This is a genomic window from Methylobacterium sp. EM32 (assembly GCF_040593685.1).
In the GTDB taxonomy this organism is placed as follows: domain Bacteria; phylum Pseudomonadota; class Alphaproteobacteria; order Rhizobiales; family Beijerinckiaceae; genus Methylobacterium.
In genome coordinates this window covers 1-13,676 of the sequence record NZ_JBEXZS010000277.1, presented here as the reverse complement: position 1 = coordinate 13,676, position 13,676 = coordinate 1, and the positions used below count along the sequence as shown (strand labels likewise).

Sequence of the window (13,676 nt, the reverse complement as noted above, 5' to 3'; positions counted from 1 at the left end):
CGTCGCAGCAGCCCAAGACGTCGCATAGGAAGCCCGGAACAGGGAGCCCGCGCGGGCAGCCTCAGCACGGCACGCCTGCGCGACGCCTCGTGACGCGTCGCCAAAGTCGCACCGGCCCTACCGGTTTTCGGGGATACCGGAGCGTGTCCTCCTCTGGCCTTATGGGGCCGGACCGAGGGACGTCAGCGCATGATCCGCCTCCACGTCATCGACCGGGCGAGCCGTGGCGCCTACGCGGACGCGCTGGCGCAGCACCACGCCCTGCGGCGGGCCGCCGCCGAGGAGAGCGGCTGCCGTACCTTGCGCGCCGTCGACGCTGCCGGGCGCGACCGGTTCGACGGCGAGGCCACGCGCTACCTGCTCGCCATCGACGAGGACGGGCAGGTGGCGGCCGGCACGCGGCTGCTGCCCTCCGACGCGCCGACGCTCCTGAGCGAGATCTTTCCGTCTCTCGCCGACATCCGCGGCTTCGAGCGCGGGCCCGGAACCTGGGAATGCACCCGGTTCTTCGCCTCCGCGCGCTTCCGCGAGGACCGGCCGCTGTCGCGGGCGGCGGGGGTGGTGGCGGCGGGCATGATCGAGCACTGCCTCGAGCAGGGCATTCCGCGCCTCAACCTCGTCATCGAGACCTACTGGATCCCCCAGATGGCGGAGATCGGCTGGAATCCGCGGCCCCTCGGCCTCCCTGCCATCTCTGCCGGCGTCTCGCTCTGCGCCGTCACGATCGCGATGACCGAGGAGGCGCTGCGGGCGACCCGGGCCGCCTACGGCGTCGACGCCCCCGTCCTGGCCCGGTCCCGCCCCTCGATCCCGCCGGACCGGGCCCGGCCCGGGCGCGGCCTGACAGCGTGAGGTCGCCAGCGATGCCGCGTCACGACGACACCCGCCTCTCCGCCCCGAACCTGCGCAGCGTGCGGCCGCCGGCCCGCCCGTCCGCTCCCGCCGACCGCTTGGCCGAGCACCTGATCGAGGCCTTCCGGCACGCCGCGGAGTGCGAGGATCCGGTCGCCCTCGACCTGATCCGGCTCGCGCTCTGGCACGTGGGCCGGACCTATCCCCCCACCGACGCGACGGCGTCTGCGGAGGAGCAGTGGTCATGACCCTCGGCGCATCCCCTTCCGCCCGGTCCCGCCCCCGCCGCGGGCCGACCCGTCCCGAGACCCGCTTCGAACCCGATCAGGCACGCACCACGATGGCGACCGCTTTCCCCGCTCCCCTGTCGTCTCCCGGCCTGTCCCAGGCTGCCCGGGCCGAGATCCAGGCCCTGCGCCTCGCCGCCGGCATCCTCGACCTGCAGCGCACCGCGAGCCCGGACATCCGCGACCTGCCCTCCGTGCAGGCGATGATCCGCGCGGCCGCGGCGGTGTTCGACGAGCTCGGCTTCGGCGAGGAGGGCGAGGCCGACCGGACGATCCCGTCCTGAGCGGCGGGGTGCCGGCTCTCTCGCCTCACCGGATGGGACGCTGGAGAACCCCTCCCCCCTCTGCGGGGGAGGGTGCCCCACGGAGTGGGGCGGGAGAGGGGAACCACGGTTCCGGATAGACCTGAAGCGTTCTGAAGAGCGCCACTTGGATCAGCGTCGCGCTCCCCTCTCGGCGGGACTTCGTCCGGCTGCGCTCGCTCCGCTCGCCACCCTCGCCCGCAGAGGGGGAGGGCTCGGCCCTACGCGTTCAGTACGCCACCCGCTTCTCGACGTAGCGGAACTGGATCGCCGTGAGTCCGATCACGATCGCCATCAACACCACCGACTGCGCCGCCGAGCCGCCGAGATCGGCGCCGATGCGGCCGTCCTGGTAGACCTTGTAGACCAGGGTCTGGGTCGCCCGGCCCGGGCCGCCATGGGTGAGCACGTCGATGACGCCGAACGTCTCGCAGAAGGCGTAGACGACGTTCACCACCATCAGGAAGAACGTGGTCGGCGAGAGCAGCGGGAAGACGACGGTCCAGAACCGCCGCGCCGGCCCGGCACCGTCGATCGCCGCCGCCTCGATCACGCTGCGGGGGATCGCCTGGAGCCCGGCGAGGAAGAACAGGAAGTTGTAGGAGACCTGCTTCCACGCCGCCGCCATCACCACCAGGATCATCGCGTGGTTCCCGTCGAGCAGAGGGTTCCACGGGATGCCGATCTGGTTGAGGCCGCGGGCGATCAGCCCGAGGCCGGGCTGGAACAGGAAGCCGAACAGCACGCCGGCCACCGCCGGCGCCACCGCGTAGGGCCAGATCAGGAGGGTCCGGTAGATCCCCGAACCGCGGATCTCCCGGTCCGCCATCGTGGCGAGCAGGAGCGCGAAGCCGAGCGAGAGCCCCGCCACCGCCGCCGCGAAGACCAGCGTGGTGACGAGGGCCTGGTAATAGGCCGGATCCGTGAACAGGGTCCGGTAGTTCTCGAACCAGACGAACTCGGTCGAGAGCCCGAACGCGTCCTGCATCTGGAACGACTGCCAGACCGCCTGCACCGCCGGCCAGTAGAAGAACAGGCCGACGATCAGGAGCTGCGGCGCGATCAGCGCCGCCGGCAGCAGCCGGCCTCCGAAGGTGATGCGCTCGGGACTCATCGATTCAGGATCCGCTCATACGATTTCCGATTGATCGCTTCGCGATGCGGAAATCGGCTTCGCTCAGGCGCCGCGCGGGCTCGTGATACGCTTTCCGGAAGGAAGCTTCCGGAAAGCGTATCACTCTCCGGCGTTCGCCGATATGATCAGCGTCCGGCCTGCTTCTCGAACTGGCGCAGCATCGCGTTGCCGCGGGTCGCCGCCTCGTCGAGGGCCTGCTTCGCGGTCTTCTTGCCGGCGAGCGTCGCCTCGAGCTCCTCGGCCCACATGTCGCGCATCTGCGGCAGGTTGCCGAGACGCAGGCCGCGGGAATTCTCGGTCGGCGGCTTGTTGGTCAGTTCCTTGATCGGCACTTCGAGCGCCGGGTTCTTGGCGTAGAAGCCGTCCGCCTTGGACTTCTCGTAGGCGGCCTTGGTGATCGGCATGTAGCCGGTGGTCTGGTGCAGCTTCGCCTGCCGGTCGGTGTCGGACAGGAAGCTGAAGAACTTCGCCACGCCCTTGTACTCGTCGGGCTTCTTGCCGCCCATCACCCACAGCGAGGCGCCACCGATGATGCTGTTCTGCGGCGCGCCCGGCACGTCGGGATAGTAGGGCATCGGCGCCGAGGCCCAGGCGAATTTCGCCGCGCCCTTGACGTTGCCGTAGGAGCCGGACGACCCGAACATGATCGGGCACTCGCCGGCGGTGAAGCGGCCGAAGCCGCTGTCGTAGCGGCCGGAATAGTCGAAGGACTTGTCCTTCTGCGCCTCGGCCAGGTTGGTCAGGTGCTTGACCTGGAGCGGGCCGTTGATCTCGAGCGTGGTGTCGAGGCCGTCCATGCCGTTGGCCTTGGTGGCCACCGGAACGTTGTGCCAGGCCGAGAGCTGCTCGATGTTGAGCCAGGTGACCCAGGTGGTCGAGAAGCCGCAATTCGGGAAACCGTTCTGCGTCAGCTTCTTGGCCGCGGCAAACAGCTCCGGCCAGGTCTTCGGCGGCTCGGAGAGGCCGATCGCCTTCAGGGCGTCGAGGTTGGCCCACATCACCATCGACGACGAGTTGAACGGGAACGAGAGCATCTCGCCCTTGGTCGTCGAGTAGTAGCCGGTGATCGCCGGCAGGTAGGCATTCGCGTCGAACGGCTCGCCGGCATCCTTCATCAGCTGGTAGACCGGCTTCACCGCGCCCTTGGCCGACATCATCGTGGCGGTGCCGACCTCGAACACCTGCATGATGTGCGGCGCTGTGCCGGCGCGGAAGGCGGCGATGCCGGCATTCAGCGTCTCGCCGTAATTGCCCTTGTAGGTCGGCACCACCTTGTAGTCGCTCTGCGAAGAATTGAACTCCTCGGCGAGGCGGTTGACCGCGTCGTTGTTGGCGCCCGTCATCGCGTGCCACCATTGCAGCTCGGTCACGGCGAGCGCCGGGGTGGCGGCGGCCAGGCCGAGGCCGGCGAGCGCGATGCGGATGGTCGTGGTGGGGGCCATCGGGTGTCCTCTCCTCGTGTGCGGCCCCTCATGCGGGGCCCGCGTGACACTCCGACGACAGGAGCGCCGGGGGGTACGCGGCCCGCACCGTCTCGGCGGCGGGCGCTTGTTAGTAGCTGGCTAAGCACAGCCTTGCCGGGTGGGCAAGGGAGGTCGTGAGCCGCTGTTCAATCTCACTGACAGAATGCAGACCCTCCAGGTCATCCCAGGGCTCGGCGCATCCGAGAACCCGGGATGACAGGGAGGGTATCGCTGCTACGGCCGCGGCCTGTTGCGCAGGGCCTGGATGGTCGTCGTCGGGGTGATCGCCTCGGGATCGATCGGGCAGTGCAGGATCGCCGGCAGGCCGGATGCGATCGCCCGCGCGAGCGCCGCCGGAAAATCTTCCGTTCGCTCTACCCGCTCGCCGTAGCCGCCGAAGGCCTTGGCGTAGGCGGCGAAATCGGGATTGCGCAGGGCGGTGCCGGAGACGCGGCCGGGATATTCCCGCTCCTGATGCATCCGGATCGTGCCGTACATCCCGTTATCGACCAGGATGATGATGACCGGCAGGTCGTACTGGACCGCGGTGGCGAAGTCCTGGCCGTTCATCAGGAAGTCGCCGTCGCCCGACACCGCCACCACGGTGCGTTCCGGCAGGAGCCGCTTGGCGCCGATGGCCGCGGGCACGCCGTAGCCCATCGAGCCCGAGGTGGGCGCAAGCTGGCCGTCATGGGCCCGGAACGGCCAGAAGCGGTGGACCCAGGTGGCGAAGTTGCCGGCCCCGTTGCACAGGATCGCGTCCGCCGGCAGCGTCTCGCGCAGATGCGCCATCACGCCGCCGAACTGCAGGGTGCCGGGCGTGGTGATCCGGGTCGGGTCGCTCCAGGCCAGGTAATCGGCGTGCAGCGCCTCGGTGCCGGCGGCCCAGGGCAGGGCGCGGGGCGGCTGCACCGTCTCGATCGCTGCCGCGAAGGCGGTGGGACTCGCGTTGATCGCGAGCGCCGGGCTGTAGACCCGCCCCAGCTCCTCCGGATCCGGGTGGACGTGGACGAGCGTCTGGCGGGGCCCTGGAATGTCGAGGAGCGTGTAGCCCTGCGACGGGATCTCCGACAGCCGGCCGCCGACGAGGAGCAGAAGGTCGGCCTCCTTGATCCGGGCGAGCAGCTTCGGGTTGACGCCGAGGCCGAGATCGCCGGCATAGCAGCGGTGATCGGCCGGGATCATGCCCTGGCGCCGGAACGAGCAGGCGACGGGGAGCGAGAACAGGTCGGCGAAGCGGGCGAAGCGCCGCACGGCCTGCTCCGACCAGCGGCTGCCGCCGAGGATCGCGAACGGCTTCTCGGCCTTCCCCAGGAAATTCTGGAGCTCGACCATCTGGGCCAGCGCCGGATGGGTCTCGACCGGCCGGAAGGCGGGCGCGTCCGGCACGCTCGCGGTCTCGGTCAGCATGTCCTCGGGCAAAGCGATCACCACCGGGCCGGGCCGGCCGGCGGTGGCGACGTGGAAGGCGCGGGCGATCAGCTCGGGCAGCCGGTCGGCGCTGTCGATCTCGGTCACCCATTTGGCGATGGTGCCGAACACCGCCCGATAGTCGAGCTCCTGGAACGCCTCGCGCTCGCGCGCCGCCCGCTCGATCTGGCCGACGAACAGGATCATCGGGGTCGAATCCTGCCGGGCGATGTGCAGGCCAGGCGCCGCGTTGGTGGCGCCGGGGCCGCGGGTGACGAAGCAGATGCCGGGTTTGCCCGTCAGCTTGCCGTGCGCCTCCGCCATCATCGCGGCGCCGCCCTCCTGCCGGCAGACCGTGAGGCGGATCTGCGCGTCGTGCAGCGCGTCGAGCACTGCGAGGTAGCTCTCGCCCGGCACGCAGAAGATGTCGCCGACGCCGTGGCGGGCGAGCTGGTCCACCAGGATCTGCCCGCCGGTGCGGGGGCGGGGGGCGTCGGTCATGGGGCTGGTCCTCTGTCGTATAATCTTCTTGCGCGCTTTTCAGGCTTACGTCCCGAGGTACTCGGGCGCAGCCAGCCTCGTACCGACGCTGCGCGCAAGACCCGGTTCGGCCTGTGCGTCACGGCTTGAGAATCCGCGCCAGCGCGATCACCGATCCAATGACCGCGAGGATCTGAAAGCCGATCAGTCCCACAACCCATTTGATGGTCTCGGTCTTGGCCGCCTCGATGCGCGCCTCAAGGCGCATTTCAGATTCTCGTGAACTTGCCCTGACGGCATCGACGTCGGCCTTCGCGCTAACCCTCAACGCATCGATGCTCGCCTTGACGGTGTCGAAATCGGCCCTCGTGTTGGCCCGCAGCGCCTCGACGCTCGCCTTGACGGTATCGAAATCGGCCCTTGTGTTGGCCCTCAGCGCTTCGACGCTCGCCTTGACGCCTTCAATATCCGACTTCGTGCCAACCTTCAGCGCGTCGATGCTCGCCTCGACGCTCTTCAGGTCTGCCTTCGTCGGAATGTCGCCCTGGATCGCCTCGACCAGGGCATCAGCCAGACCCTCGGCCTGCTCTGGCGGCATCTTCGCCCGATCTCGCAACGTGCGGGCGAACTTGAGCGTATCGAACGCAATCGCGGTCATATCGCGGTTCAGCTATCTTCCGGGAGGCTCGTACCAACCAACATAGCAGTCTGCGCCGGCCTTGGCTCGCGCCGCCGACGCCGAAGATGCCCCTCACCCACCCCAGGCCGGATCCGCCAGCACGCTCGCTGTATGATCCCCCACCTGCGGCGAGGCGGTCTCCGCCGCCATCGGCACGCCGTCGATGACGATCGGCGAGCGCACGCTCGGGATCGTGCCGCCCTTCGCCCGCGGATCGGGCAGATCGACGCGCAGGCCGCGATGCAGCACCTGCGGATCTGAAAACACCTCGGCGAGGTCGTTGATCGGGCCGGAGGGGACGTTGACGGCGCCGAGCCGTGCCAGCAGATCCGCCTTGGCGTGACGCCGCGTCTCGGCCGCGATGAGCGGGATCAGCACCTCGCGCCGCGTGACCCGGCCGGGATTGGTGGAATAGTCCGGGTCGAGGTGCCACGTGGTGCCGAGCACGGTGCAGAACTTCTGGAACTGCCCGTCATTGCCGCAGGCGACGATGATGTGGCCGTCCGCGGTCGGGAAGACCTGGTAGGGGACGATGCTGGTGTGCTCGTTGCCCATCCGCGGCGGCATCAGTCCCGACACCAAGTAGACCAGGGCCTGGTTGCCGAGCACCGAGACCTGGGTGTCGAGGAGCGCCATGTCGATGTGGCAGCCCTTGCCGGTCGCGTGCCGGCCCTGGATCGCGGCGAGGATCGCGACGGTGCCGTAGACCCCGGTGAACACGTCCGCGAAGGCGACCGCGGTCTTGACCGGCTCGCCCGCCGGCTCGCCGGTGAGCGACATGATCCCGCCGAGGCCCTGGATCATGAAGTCGTAGCCGGCCCGCGGCGCATAGGGGCCGTCCTGGCCGAAGCCGGTGACCGAGCAGGTGATGAGCCGCGGGTTGAGGGCGCTCAACGATTCGTGGTCGAGCCCGTACTTCTTCAGCCCCCCGACCTTGAAGTTCTCGATCACCACGTCGGCATGGGCGGCGAGCTTGCGGACGATCGCCTGGCCCTCGGCGGTCTCGAAATCGGCCGCGACCGAGCGCTTGCCCCGATTCGTCGAGTGGAAATACGAGGCCGAGAGCGTCTCGCCCTCGGCGCCCTCGACGAAGGGCGGGCCCCAGGTGCGGGTGTCGTCGCCGACGACCGGCCGCTCGACCTTGACCACGTCGGCGCCGAGATCCGCCAGGAGCTGGCCGATCCAGGGCCCTGCCAGGATGCGGGCGAGTTCGAGCACCTTGATGCCGGCGAGCGGTTTGTGCACGGAAACGATGCCTCCCGTCATGCGCCTCCCGTTCGCGGGATGGCGCCGTCGGACTTCCTCGACCGGAAATCCCGTCCCGCTTGCATACGACGCGGCCGAGGGAGCGGGAAAGCCCGCCCGCCTCCGATCAGCCCTGCGCCAGCCGCCTTCCGCTGGCGGGATCGAACAGGTGCAGGGCGGCCGGGTCGATCGCGAGGCGCACCGTGTCGCCCTCCTGGGGCGCCGAGCCCGCCGGCACCTGCACGGCCACGTCGGTCCCGGCGAGCGGGCCGTGCAGCAGGCGGGTGGCGCCGAGCTCCTCCACGAAGGCGATCCGGAACGGCAGGCCGTCCTCGGCGATCCGCAGGTCCTCGGGCCGGATGCCGGCCTCGACCGCCGTGCCGGGGGCGATCCCGGTGACGGGGATCACCGCGCCGTCGATCCGCACGCCCCCGGCCACCGCTTCGGCCGTCAGGATGTTCATCGGCGGCGAGCCCATGAAGGTCGCGACGTAGCGGGTGGCCGGACGGCGGTAGATCTCGATCGGCGTGCCGACCTGCTCGATCTGGCCTCCGTTCATCACCACCAACCGGTCGGCCATGGTCATCGCCTCGACCTGGTCGTGGGTGACGTAGACCGTGGTGACGCCGAGCTGGCGCTGGAGGCGGCGGATCTCGACCCGCATCTGCACCCTGAGCTTGGCGTCGAGATTCGACAGCGGCTCGTCGAACAGGAAGACCTGGGGCTTGCGCACGATCGCCCGCCCCATGGCGACGCGCTGGCGCTGGCCGCCCGAGAGCTGGCGCGGGTAGCGCGTCAGCATGGCGTCGAGGCCCAGCAGCCGCGCCGCCTCCTTCACCCGGGTCTCGATCTCCGGCTTCGGGGTACCGCGGTTGCGCAACCCGTAGGCGAGGTTGTCGTAGACGCGCATGTGCGGATAGAGCGCGTAGTTCTGGAACACCATCGCGATGTCGCGGTCCGCGGGCTCGACGTCGTTGACCTTGCGGCCGCCGATGGTGATCGCCCCCGAGGTCACGGTCTCGAGGCCGGCGATCATCCGCAGGACCGTGGATTTGCCGCAGCCCGACGGGCCGACGAGGACGCAGAAGGCGCCGTCCGGCACGTCGAGCGAGACGCCGCGCACCGCGTCGACGCCGCCGGAATAGGTCTTGCGCAAGTTGTCGAGGGCGAGGCCGGCCATCAGGGCGATCCGATCGTGCGGAAAGAGGTCACTTCTCGGTCTCCACCAGGCCGCGCACGAACAATTTCTGCATCGCGAACACCACCACGACCGGCGGCAGCATCGCCAATACGGCGGTCGCCATGACGATCTGCCACTCGGTGAGCTGGTCGGTGATCGAGGTCATCTTGCGCAGGCCGATCACCACCGTCTGCATGTCGTCGCGGGTGGTGACGAGGAGCGGCCAGAGATACTGGTTCCAGCCGTACAGGAACTGGATCACGAACAGGGCCGCCATCGTGGTACGCGAGAGCGGCAGCAGGGTGTCGAGGAAGAACCGCACCGGCCCGGCCCCGTCGATGCGGGAGGCCTCGACGAGCTCGTTCGGCACCGTGAGGAAGAACTGGCGAAACAGCAGCGTCGCGGTCGCCGAGGCGATCAGCGGGAGCGCAAGGCCCGCATAGGTGTCGAGGAGCTGGAGGTCGGCCGCGACCTTGTAGGTCGGGTAGATCCGCACCTCGACCGGCAGCATCAGGGTGACGAAGATCGCCCAGAACGCGGTCTGCCGGAACGGAAACTTGAAGTAGATCAGCGCGTAGGCCGAGAGCAGCGAGATGGAGATCTTCCCCAGCGCGATGGCGAGCGCCATGATCGTGCTGTTCAGGAGCATCAGCCCGACCGGCGCGCCGGCCATGCCGGATTCGGTCAGCGCGCGCCGATAAGTCTCGAAGCCGTGTCCGCCGGGCCAGAGCGGCATCTGGCCGTTGGCGATGGTGGCGGCGTCGTGGGTCGAGCCGATCAGCGCCAGATAGACCGGGAAGACGACGATGCCGACCCCGAGGCAGAGCACGAGGTGCGGGATCAGGTTGCCGAAGCGGCGGTTCTCGACCAACGGGGCCGCTCCCTGGCGGATGGTTTCTTCTCGTTCCGGTGCCGGATCGGCATGACGGGCATGCGACGCTCCTAGCACCGGTCAAGCTCTGACGAAAGCGGGGGTTTTACAGGCCCGCCTGCTGCGCCAGCGCCTTGAGGTCTCCTTGCGGCCGGGCGCCGAGATGGGAGATGACCTCCGCCGCCGCGACCGCGCCGAGGCGGGCGCAATCGGCGTGGTCGAGGCCGCGGGCGAGGCCGGCGAGGAAGCCCGCCGCGAACAGGTCGCCGGCGCCGGTGGTGTCGACCACCTCGCGCACCGGCGAGGCTGGCACGGATCGGGTCTCGTCACCCGACACCACCAGGGCGCCCTCCTCGGAGCGGGTGACGACGCCGAGCAGTCCCGTCTCCTGGCGCAGGGCCGCCAGCGCCGTGTCGGCATCCGAGGTCTGGTACAGGCTCTTCAGCTCGTGGATGTTGGCGAACAGGATGTCGAGGCTGCCGTCGCGGATCAGCCCGAGGAACTCGTCGCGGTAGCGGTCGACGCAGAACGCGTCCGACAAAGTCAGCGCGACCTTGTTGCCGGCGCCGTGGGCGATCTTGGCGGCCTTCCGGAACGCCTCCTTGGCGGCCGGCGGGTCCCACAGGTAGCCCTCGAGGTAGACGTAGGCAGCGCTCTTCACCGTCTCCTCGTCGACATCCGCCGCGGAGAGGCCCTGGCAGGCGCCGAGATAGGTGTTCATGGTGCGCTCGCCGTCCGGCGTCACCAGCACGAAGCAGCGGGCGGTGGCCGGGCCCTCGGTGGCCGGGGCGACGCCGAACGACACGCCCGTCGCCTTGAGGTCGTGGGCGAAGAGGCGGCCGAGCTCGTCGTCGCGCACCTTGCCGATGAAGCCCGCCCGCGCCCCGAGGACGGCCGCGCCGACGGCCGTGTTGGCGCCCGAGCCGCCCGAGATGATCGTGGCCGGACCCATCACCTGAAACAGGTGCTCGGCCCGCGCCTCGTCGATGAGCTGCATCGCGCCCTTGTGCACGCCCTCGCGCACCAGGAAGGCCTCGTCGGTGCGGGCCATCACGTCGACGATGGCGTTGCCGAGGACGAGGAGGTCGAGGGAGGCGGTCATGCAGGGGCCCGTGCGCAAGATGTTGGGCCGCCTGTCGCATTCGCCGCCGGGAGGGTCAAGCCGCGGCCTCAGGGCTCCTCGAACAGCGAGCCTACGGGGAGTTCGAGGCCCGGCGGGTCGAGGACGAGGGTGCCGTCCTGCACGAAGGTGCTCTCGATCCCGTCTCCGGCCCGGCGGTGATGGATTACGGTGCGGCGCTCGGGATCGACCATCAGATAATGGTGGATGCTCGGCACCCGGAAGTAGCCGGTCAGCTTCTCGCTCGCGTCGGTGCGGCGGGTGCTGGGCGACGAGACCTCGACGACGACGATCGGGCTCGTCACCTCGACCGCGTCGGGATCGATCCGGGGACCGCAATAGACCAGGGCGTCCGGCTCGTAGGCGGTGTGGGTGTCGATGCGGACGGTCATGCCGTTCGGCATCGGTCGGCACGGCAGAGCTGCCGCACGGATGGCACACCGGAGTGCGTCATAGACCGTACCTTTGGTTCGCGCGTGCAACACCCGCTCCGGCGCCATCGCGTAGACCTCGCCCTGCACGAGTTCGTAGCGTCCGGGATTGTCCTCGCTCCAGGCCAGGTACTCGTCGACGCTCATGTGGGCCGGCGGGAGCGGCATCATCGTGCTGAACCTGTCCGCGGGCGTTCCTGCTGCCGGCATCCTAGCATGCTGCCCCGGCCCTGCCGCCGGGATCTCCCATCCCGATCCAGCCCTTACACCCGCAGCAGCGCCAGCAGATCCTCCGGCAACTCCCCCCGCCGGGCCCGCTCGGCCAGGCACAGGAGCAGCGCCACGCTCGGCCCGTCGGTGATCGCGCCCGACAGCGCCTCGCCCACCGCCTCGGCGAAGGGCAGGCGGCGCATCCGCAGGCTCTCCTGCGGGTCCGGATGGGCCGGGCCGCGCTTCAGGTTCCAGGCGACGAAGGCCGGCACCCGCTCGCTCGAGATACCCGGCGAGGCGTCGAGGCGCAGCAGCTCGAGCCAGGATTCCGCCTCGTCGCCGGTCTCCTCCGCCAGTTCGCGCCGGGCGGTGGCCAGGGCATCGTCGGCGACCGGGCCGGAGCCGCGGGGCAATTCCCAGGTGAAGCGGTCGAGCACGTAGCGGTACTGGCCGATCAGGCTGACCCGGCCGGCGGGATCGACCGGCAGCACCGCGACGCCGTACACCTTGAAGCGCAGGGCGACGTGGGGGTGCTCGCGGCCGGATTCGTGGCGCAGCTGGTCGAGGTCGAGCCCAAGGTAGCGGTCCTCGTAGCGCCGCTCGCGCGAGAGCGTCACCCAGGGGTTGGTGCGGTCGGTCATCGGGCCCTCGTCATGCGCGGCGCCCGGCCGTCGGGCTCGGCGTCACCGCCATTTTCGGCTCAAGCTAGTCTCGTGCTTATCCCACCCGCGACCTCATCCTGAGGTGCGACTGAAAGGAGCCTCGAAGGAGGGCTCCAGGACTCGCAGAGACTTCTGGAGCCCTCCTTCGAGGCCCACTTCGTGGGCACCTCAGGATGAGGTCGCGAGCGGGAGGTCGAGGGGCCCGCCGATCACAGCGTCTCGAGCAGCCGCTGCATCAGCCGCATCCGCGGGGCGATCGAGGAGATCAGGCCGTATTCCTGCAGCGTGTGCGCCCCGTCGCCGTCGATGCCGAGGCCGTCGAGGGTCGGGATGCCGAGCGCCGCCGTGAAGTTGCCGTCCGAGCCGCCGCCGGTGAGCGGCACCTCGCCGAGGTCGAAGCCGAGCTCATCCCGCGCCAGCGCCCGGGCATGGGCGTAGAGGGCGGCGCCGGCCTCCGACGCGTAGGGCGGCCGGTTCATGCCGCCGGTCACCGTCACGCGAAAATCTTCGGTCGCGGAGAGCCCGAGGATCCGGCTCGCGTAGTCCTCGCCATCGGCCGCCGTGACGACCCGCAGGTCGACGGCGAAGCGGCAATGCTGCGGCACCACGTTCTCGGCGGTGCCGCCGGCGATGATCCCGACCGTCGTGGTGACGCCGCGGGCATAATCGGTCAGCCCCTCGATCTCCAGGATCAGCCGGGCGGCCTCCCGGATCGCGTTGCGGCCGTCGGCGTGGCGGGTGCCGGCATGCGAGGGACGACCCTCGACGTGGACGTCGAAGCGGCCGACCCCCTTGCGCCCGGTCACCACCTTGCCGCCGTCGCGGCCGGGCTCGGTCACCAGCACCGCAGCGCTCGTCCGCCCCAGATCCTCGATCAGCCCGCGGGTCGATTGCGAGCCGGTCTCCTCGTCGCTGGAGAACAGGAAGATAAGGGGGCGCTGCGCCTTACCCCCGCGGGCGGCCGCCGCGAAGGCCTGGAGCGCCAGCCAGGCGCCGCCCTTCATGTCGTAGACGCCGGGGCCGTAGAGCCGGTCGCCCTCGACCCGCACCGGCAGATCGTTGGCGAGCGTGCCGATCGGATGCACGGTGTCGAGGTGGGACAGGACCAGGATGCCGGGCTCGGCCGTCCGCGGGCCGGCCCGCAGGATCAGGTTGTCGCCGAAGCCGTCTCGGCCCGGCACCCGCTCGGCGGTCAGGCTCAGGGAGGCGGCCTCGTCGGCGACGAGGTCCATCATCCGGTTGACGCCGTCCGTCGACTCCGTCGGGCTCTCCACCGCCAGCCAGCGCGAGATGGCCGCGACCGCGCGCTCGGGCGAGACGTCGGCGGGCAGGGGGGAGGGGGTCATCGG

14 protein-coding genes are annotated in these 13,676 nt (G+C 70.0%); 3 read left to right on the top strand and 11 right to left on the bottom strand.

The window, feature by feature from the left end:
• Window positions 1–189: 189 nt before the first annotated feature.
• The 3 genes from ABZT49_RS34025 to ABZT49_RS34015 are packed head-to-tail and all read left to right on the top strand — an operon-like array spanning window position 190 to window position 1,423.
• A complete protein-coding gene (locus ABZT49_RS34025; RefSeq protein ID WP_355293010.1) occupies window positions 190–852 on the top strand; it encodes an acyl-homoserine-lactone synthase in 663 nt (220 codons plus the stop codon).
• An 11-nt stretch (window positions 853–863) separates the two neighbouring features.
• Window positions 864–1,100, top strand: a complete 237-nt coding sequence (locus tag ABZT49_RS34020) for a hypothetical protein (protein ID WP_355293008.1) — start codon at window positions 864–866, stop codon at window positions 1,098–1,100.
• Window positions 1,097–1,423, top strand: coding sequence for a hypothetical protein (locus ABZT49_RS34015; protein WP_355293007.1), 327 nt, complete (start codon window positions 1,097–1,099; stop codon window positions 1,421–1,423). Before ABZT49_RS34020 ends, ABZT49_RS34015 begins: the two co-directional genes overlap by 4 nt.
• Window positions 1,424–1,670: 247 nt before the next feature.
• Here ABZT49_RS34015 and ugpA read toward each other — a convergent pair whose 3' ends face one another.
• The 11 genes from ugpA to ABZT49_RS33960 all read right to left on the bottom strand — a co-directional run bounded on the left by ugpA (window position 1,671) and on the right by ABZT49_RS33960 (window position 13,673).
• Window positions 1,671–2,555: a sn-glycerol-3-phosphate ABC transporter permease UgpA gene (gene ugpA / locus ABZT49_RS34010; protein ID WP_355293005.1), complete on the bottom strand. Its 885-nt coding sequence runs from the start codon at window positions 2,553–2,555 to the stop codon at window positions 1,671–1,673.
• Between the two features lie 146 nt (window positions 2,556–2,701).
• A complete protein-coding gene (gene ugpB / locus ABZT49_RS34005) occupies window positions 2,702–4,018 on the bottom strand; it encodes a sn-glycerol-3-phosphate ABC transporter substrate-binding protein UgpB (protein WP_355293003.1) in 1,317 nt (438 codons plus the stop codon).
• A 255-nt stretch (window positions 4,019–4,273) separates the two neighbouring features.
• Window positions 4,274–5,950, bottom strand: coding sequence for a thiamine pyrophosphate-binding protein (locus ABZT49_RS34000; RefSeq protein WP_355293001.1), 1,677 nt, complete (start codon window positions 5,948–5,950; stop codon window positions 4,274–4,276).
• A 118-nt stretch (window positions 5,951–6,068) separates the two neighbouring features.
• Window positions 6,069–6,587, bottom strand: coding sequence for a coiled-coil domain-containing protein (locus ABZT49_RS33995; protein ID WP_355292999.1), 519 nt, complete (start codon window positions 6,585–6,587; stop codon window positions 6,069–6,071).
• Between the two features lie 93 nt (window positions 6,588–6,680).
• Window positions 6,681–7,853, bottom strand: coding sequence for a CaiB/BaiF CoA-transferase family protein (locus ABZT49_RS33990; RefSeq protein WP_355292997.1), 1,173 nt, complete (start codon window positions 7,851–7,853; stop codon window positions 6,681–6,683).
• A 127-nt stretch (window positions 7,854–7,980) separates the two neighbouring features.
• A complete protein-coding gene (locus ABZT49_RS33985; protein ID WP_355292995.1) occupies window positions 7,981–9,033 on the bottom strand; it encodes a sn-glycerol-3-phosphate import ATP-binding protein UgpC in 1,053 nt (350 codons plus the stop codon).
• 28 nt (window positions 9,034–9,061) lie between these two features.
• Window positions 9,062–9,904, bottom strand: a complete 843-nt coding sequence (ugpE, locus tag ABZT49_RS33980; RefSeq protein WP_355292994.1) for a sn-glycerol-3-phosphate ABC transporter permease UgpE — start codon at window positions 9,902–9,904, stop codon at window positions 9,062–9,064.
• Window positions 9,905–10,010: 106 nt separating this feature from the next.
• Complete coding sequence (locus tag ABZT49_RS33975) at window positions 10,011–11,006, bottom strand: adenosine kinase (RefSeq protein WP_355292992.1); 996 nt, start codon at window positions 11,004–11,006, stop codon at window positions 10,011–10,013.
• A 68-nt stretch (window positions 11,007–11,074) separates the two neighbouring features.
• Complete coding sequence (locus ABZT49_RS33970) at window positions 11,075–11,626, bottom strand: Uma2 family endonuclease (RefSeq protein WP_355292990.1); 552 nt, start codon at window positions 11,624–11,626, stop codon at window positions 11,075–11,077.
• A 92-nt stretch (window positions 11,627–11,718) separates the two neighbouring features.
• A complete protein-coding gene (locus ABZT49_RS33965) occupies window positions 11,719–12,306 on the bottom strand; it encodes an NUDIX hydrolase (RefSeq protein WP_355292988.1) in 588 nt (195 codons plus the stop codon).
• Window positions 12,307–12,536: 230 nt separating this feature from the next.
• Complete coding sequence (locus tag ABZT49_RS33960) at window positions 12,537–13,673, bottom strand: M20 family metallopeptidase (RefSeq protein WP_355293069.1); 1,137 nt, start codon at window positions 13,671–13,673, stop codon at window positions 12,537–12,539.
• Window positions 13,674–13,676: the final 3 nt, after the last annotated feature.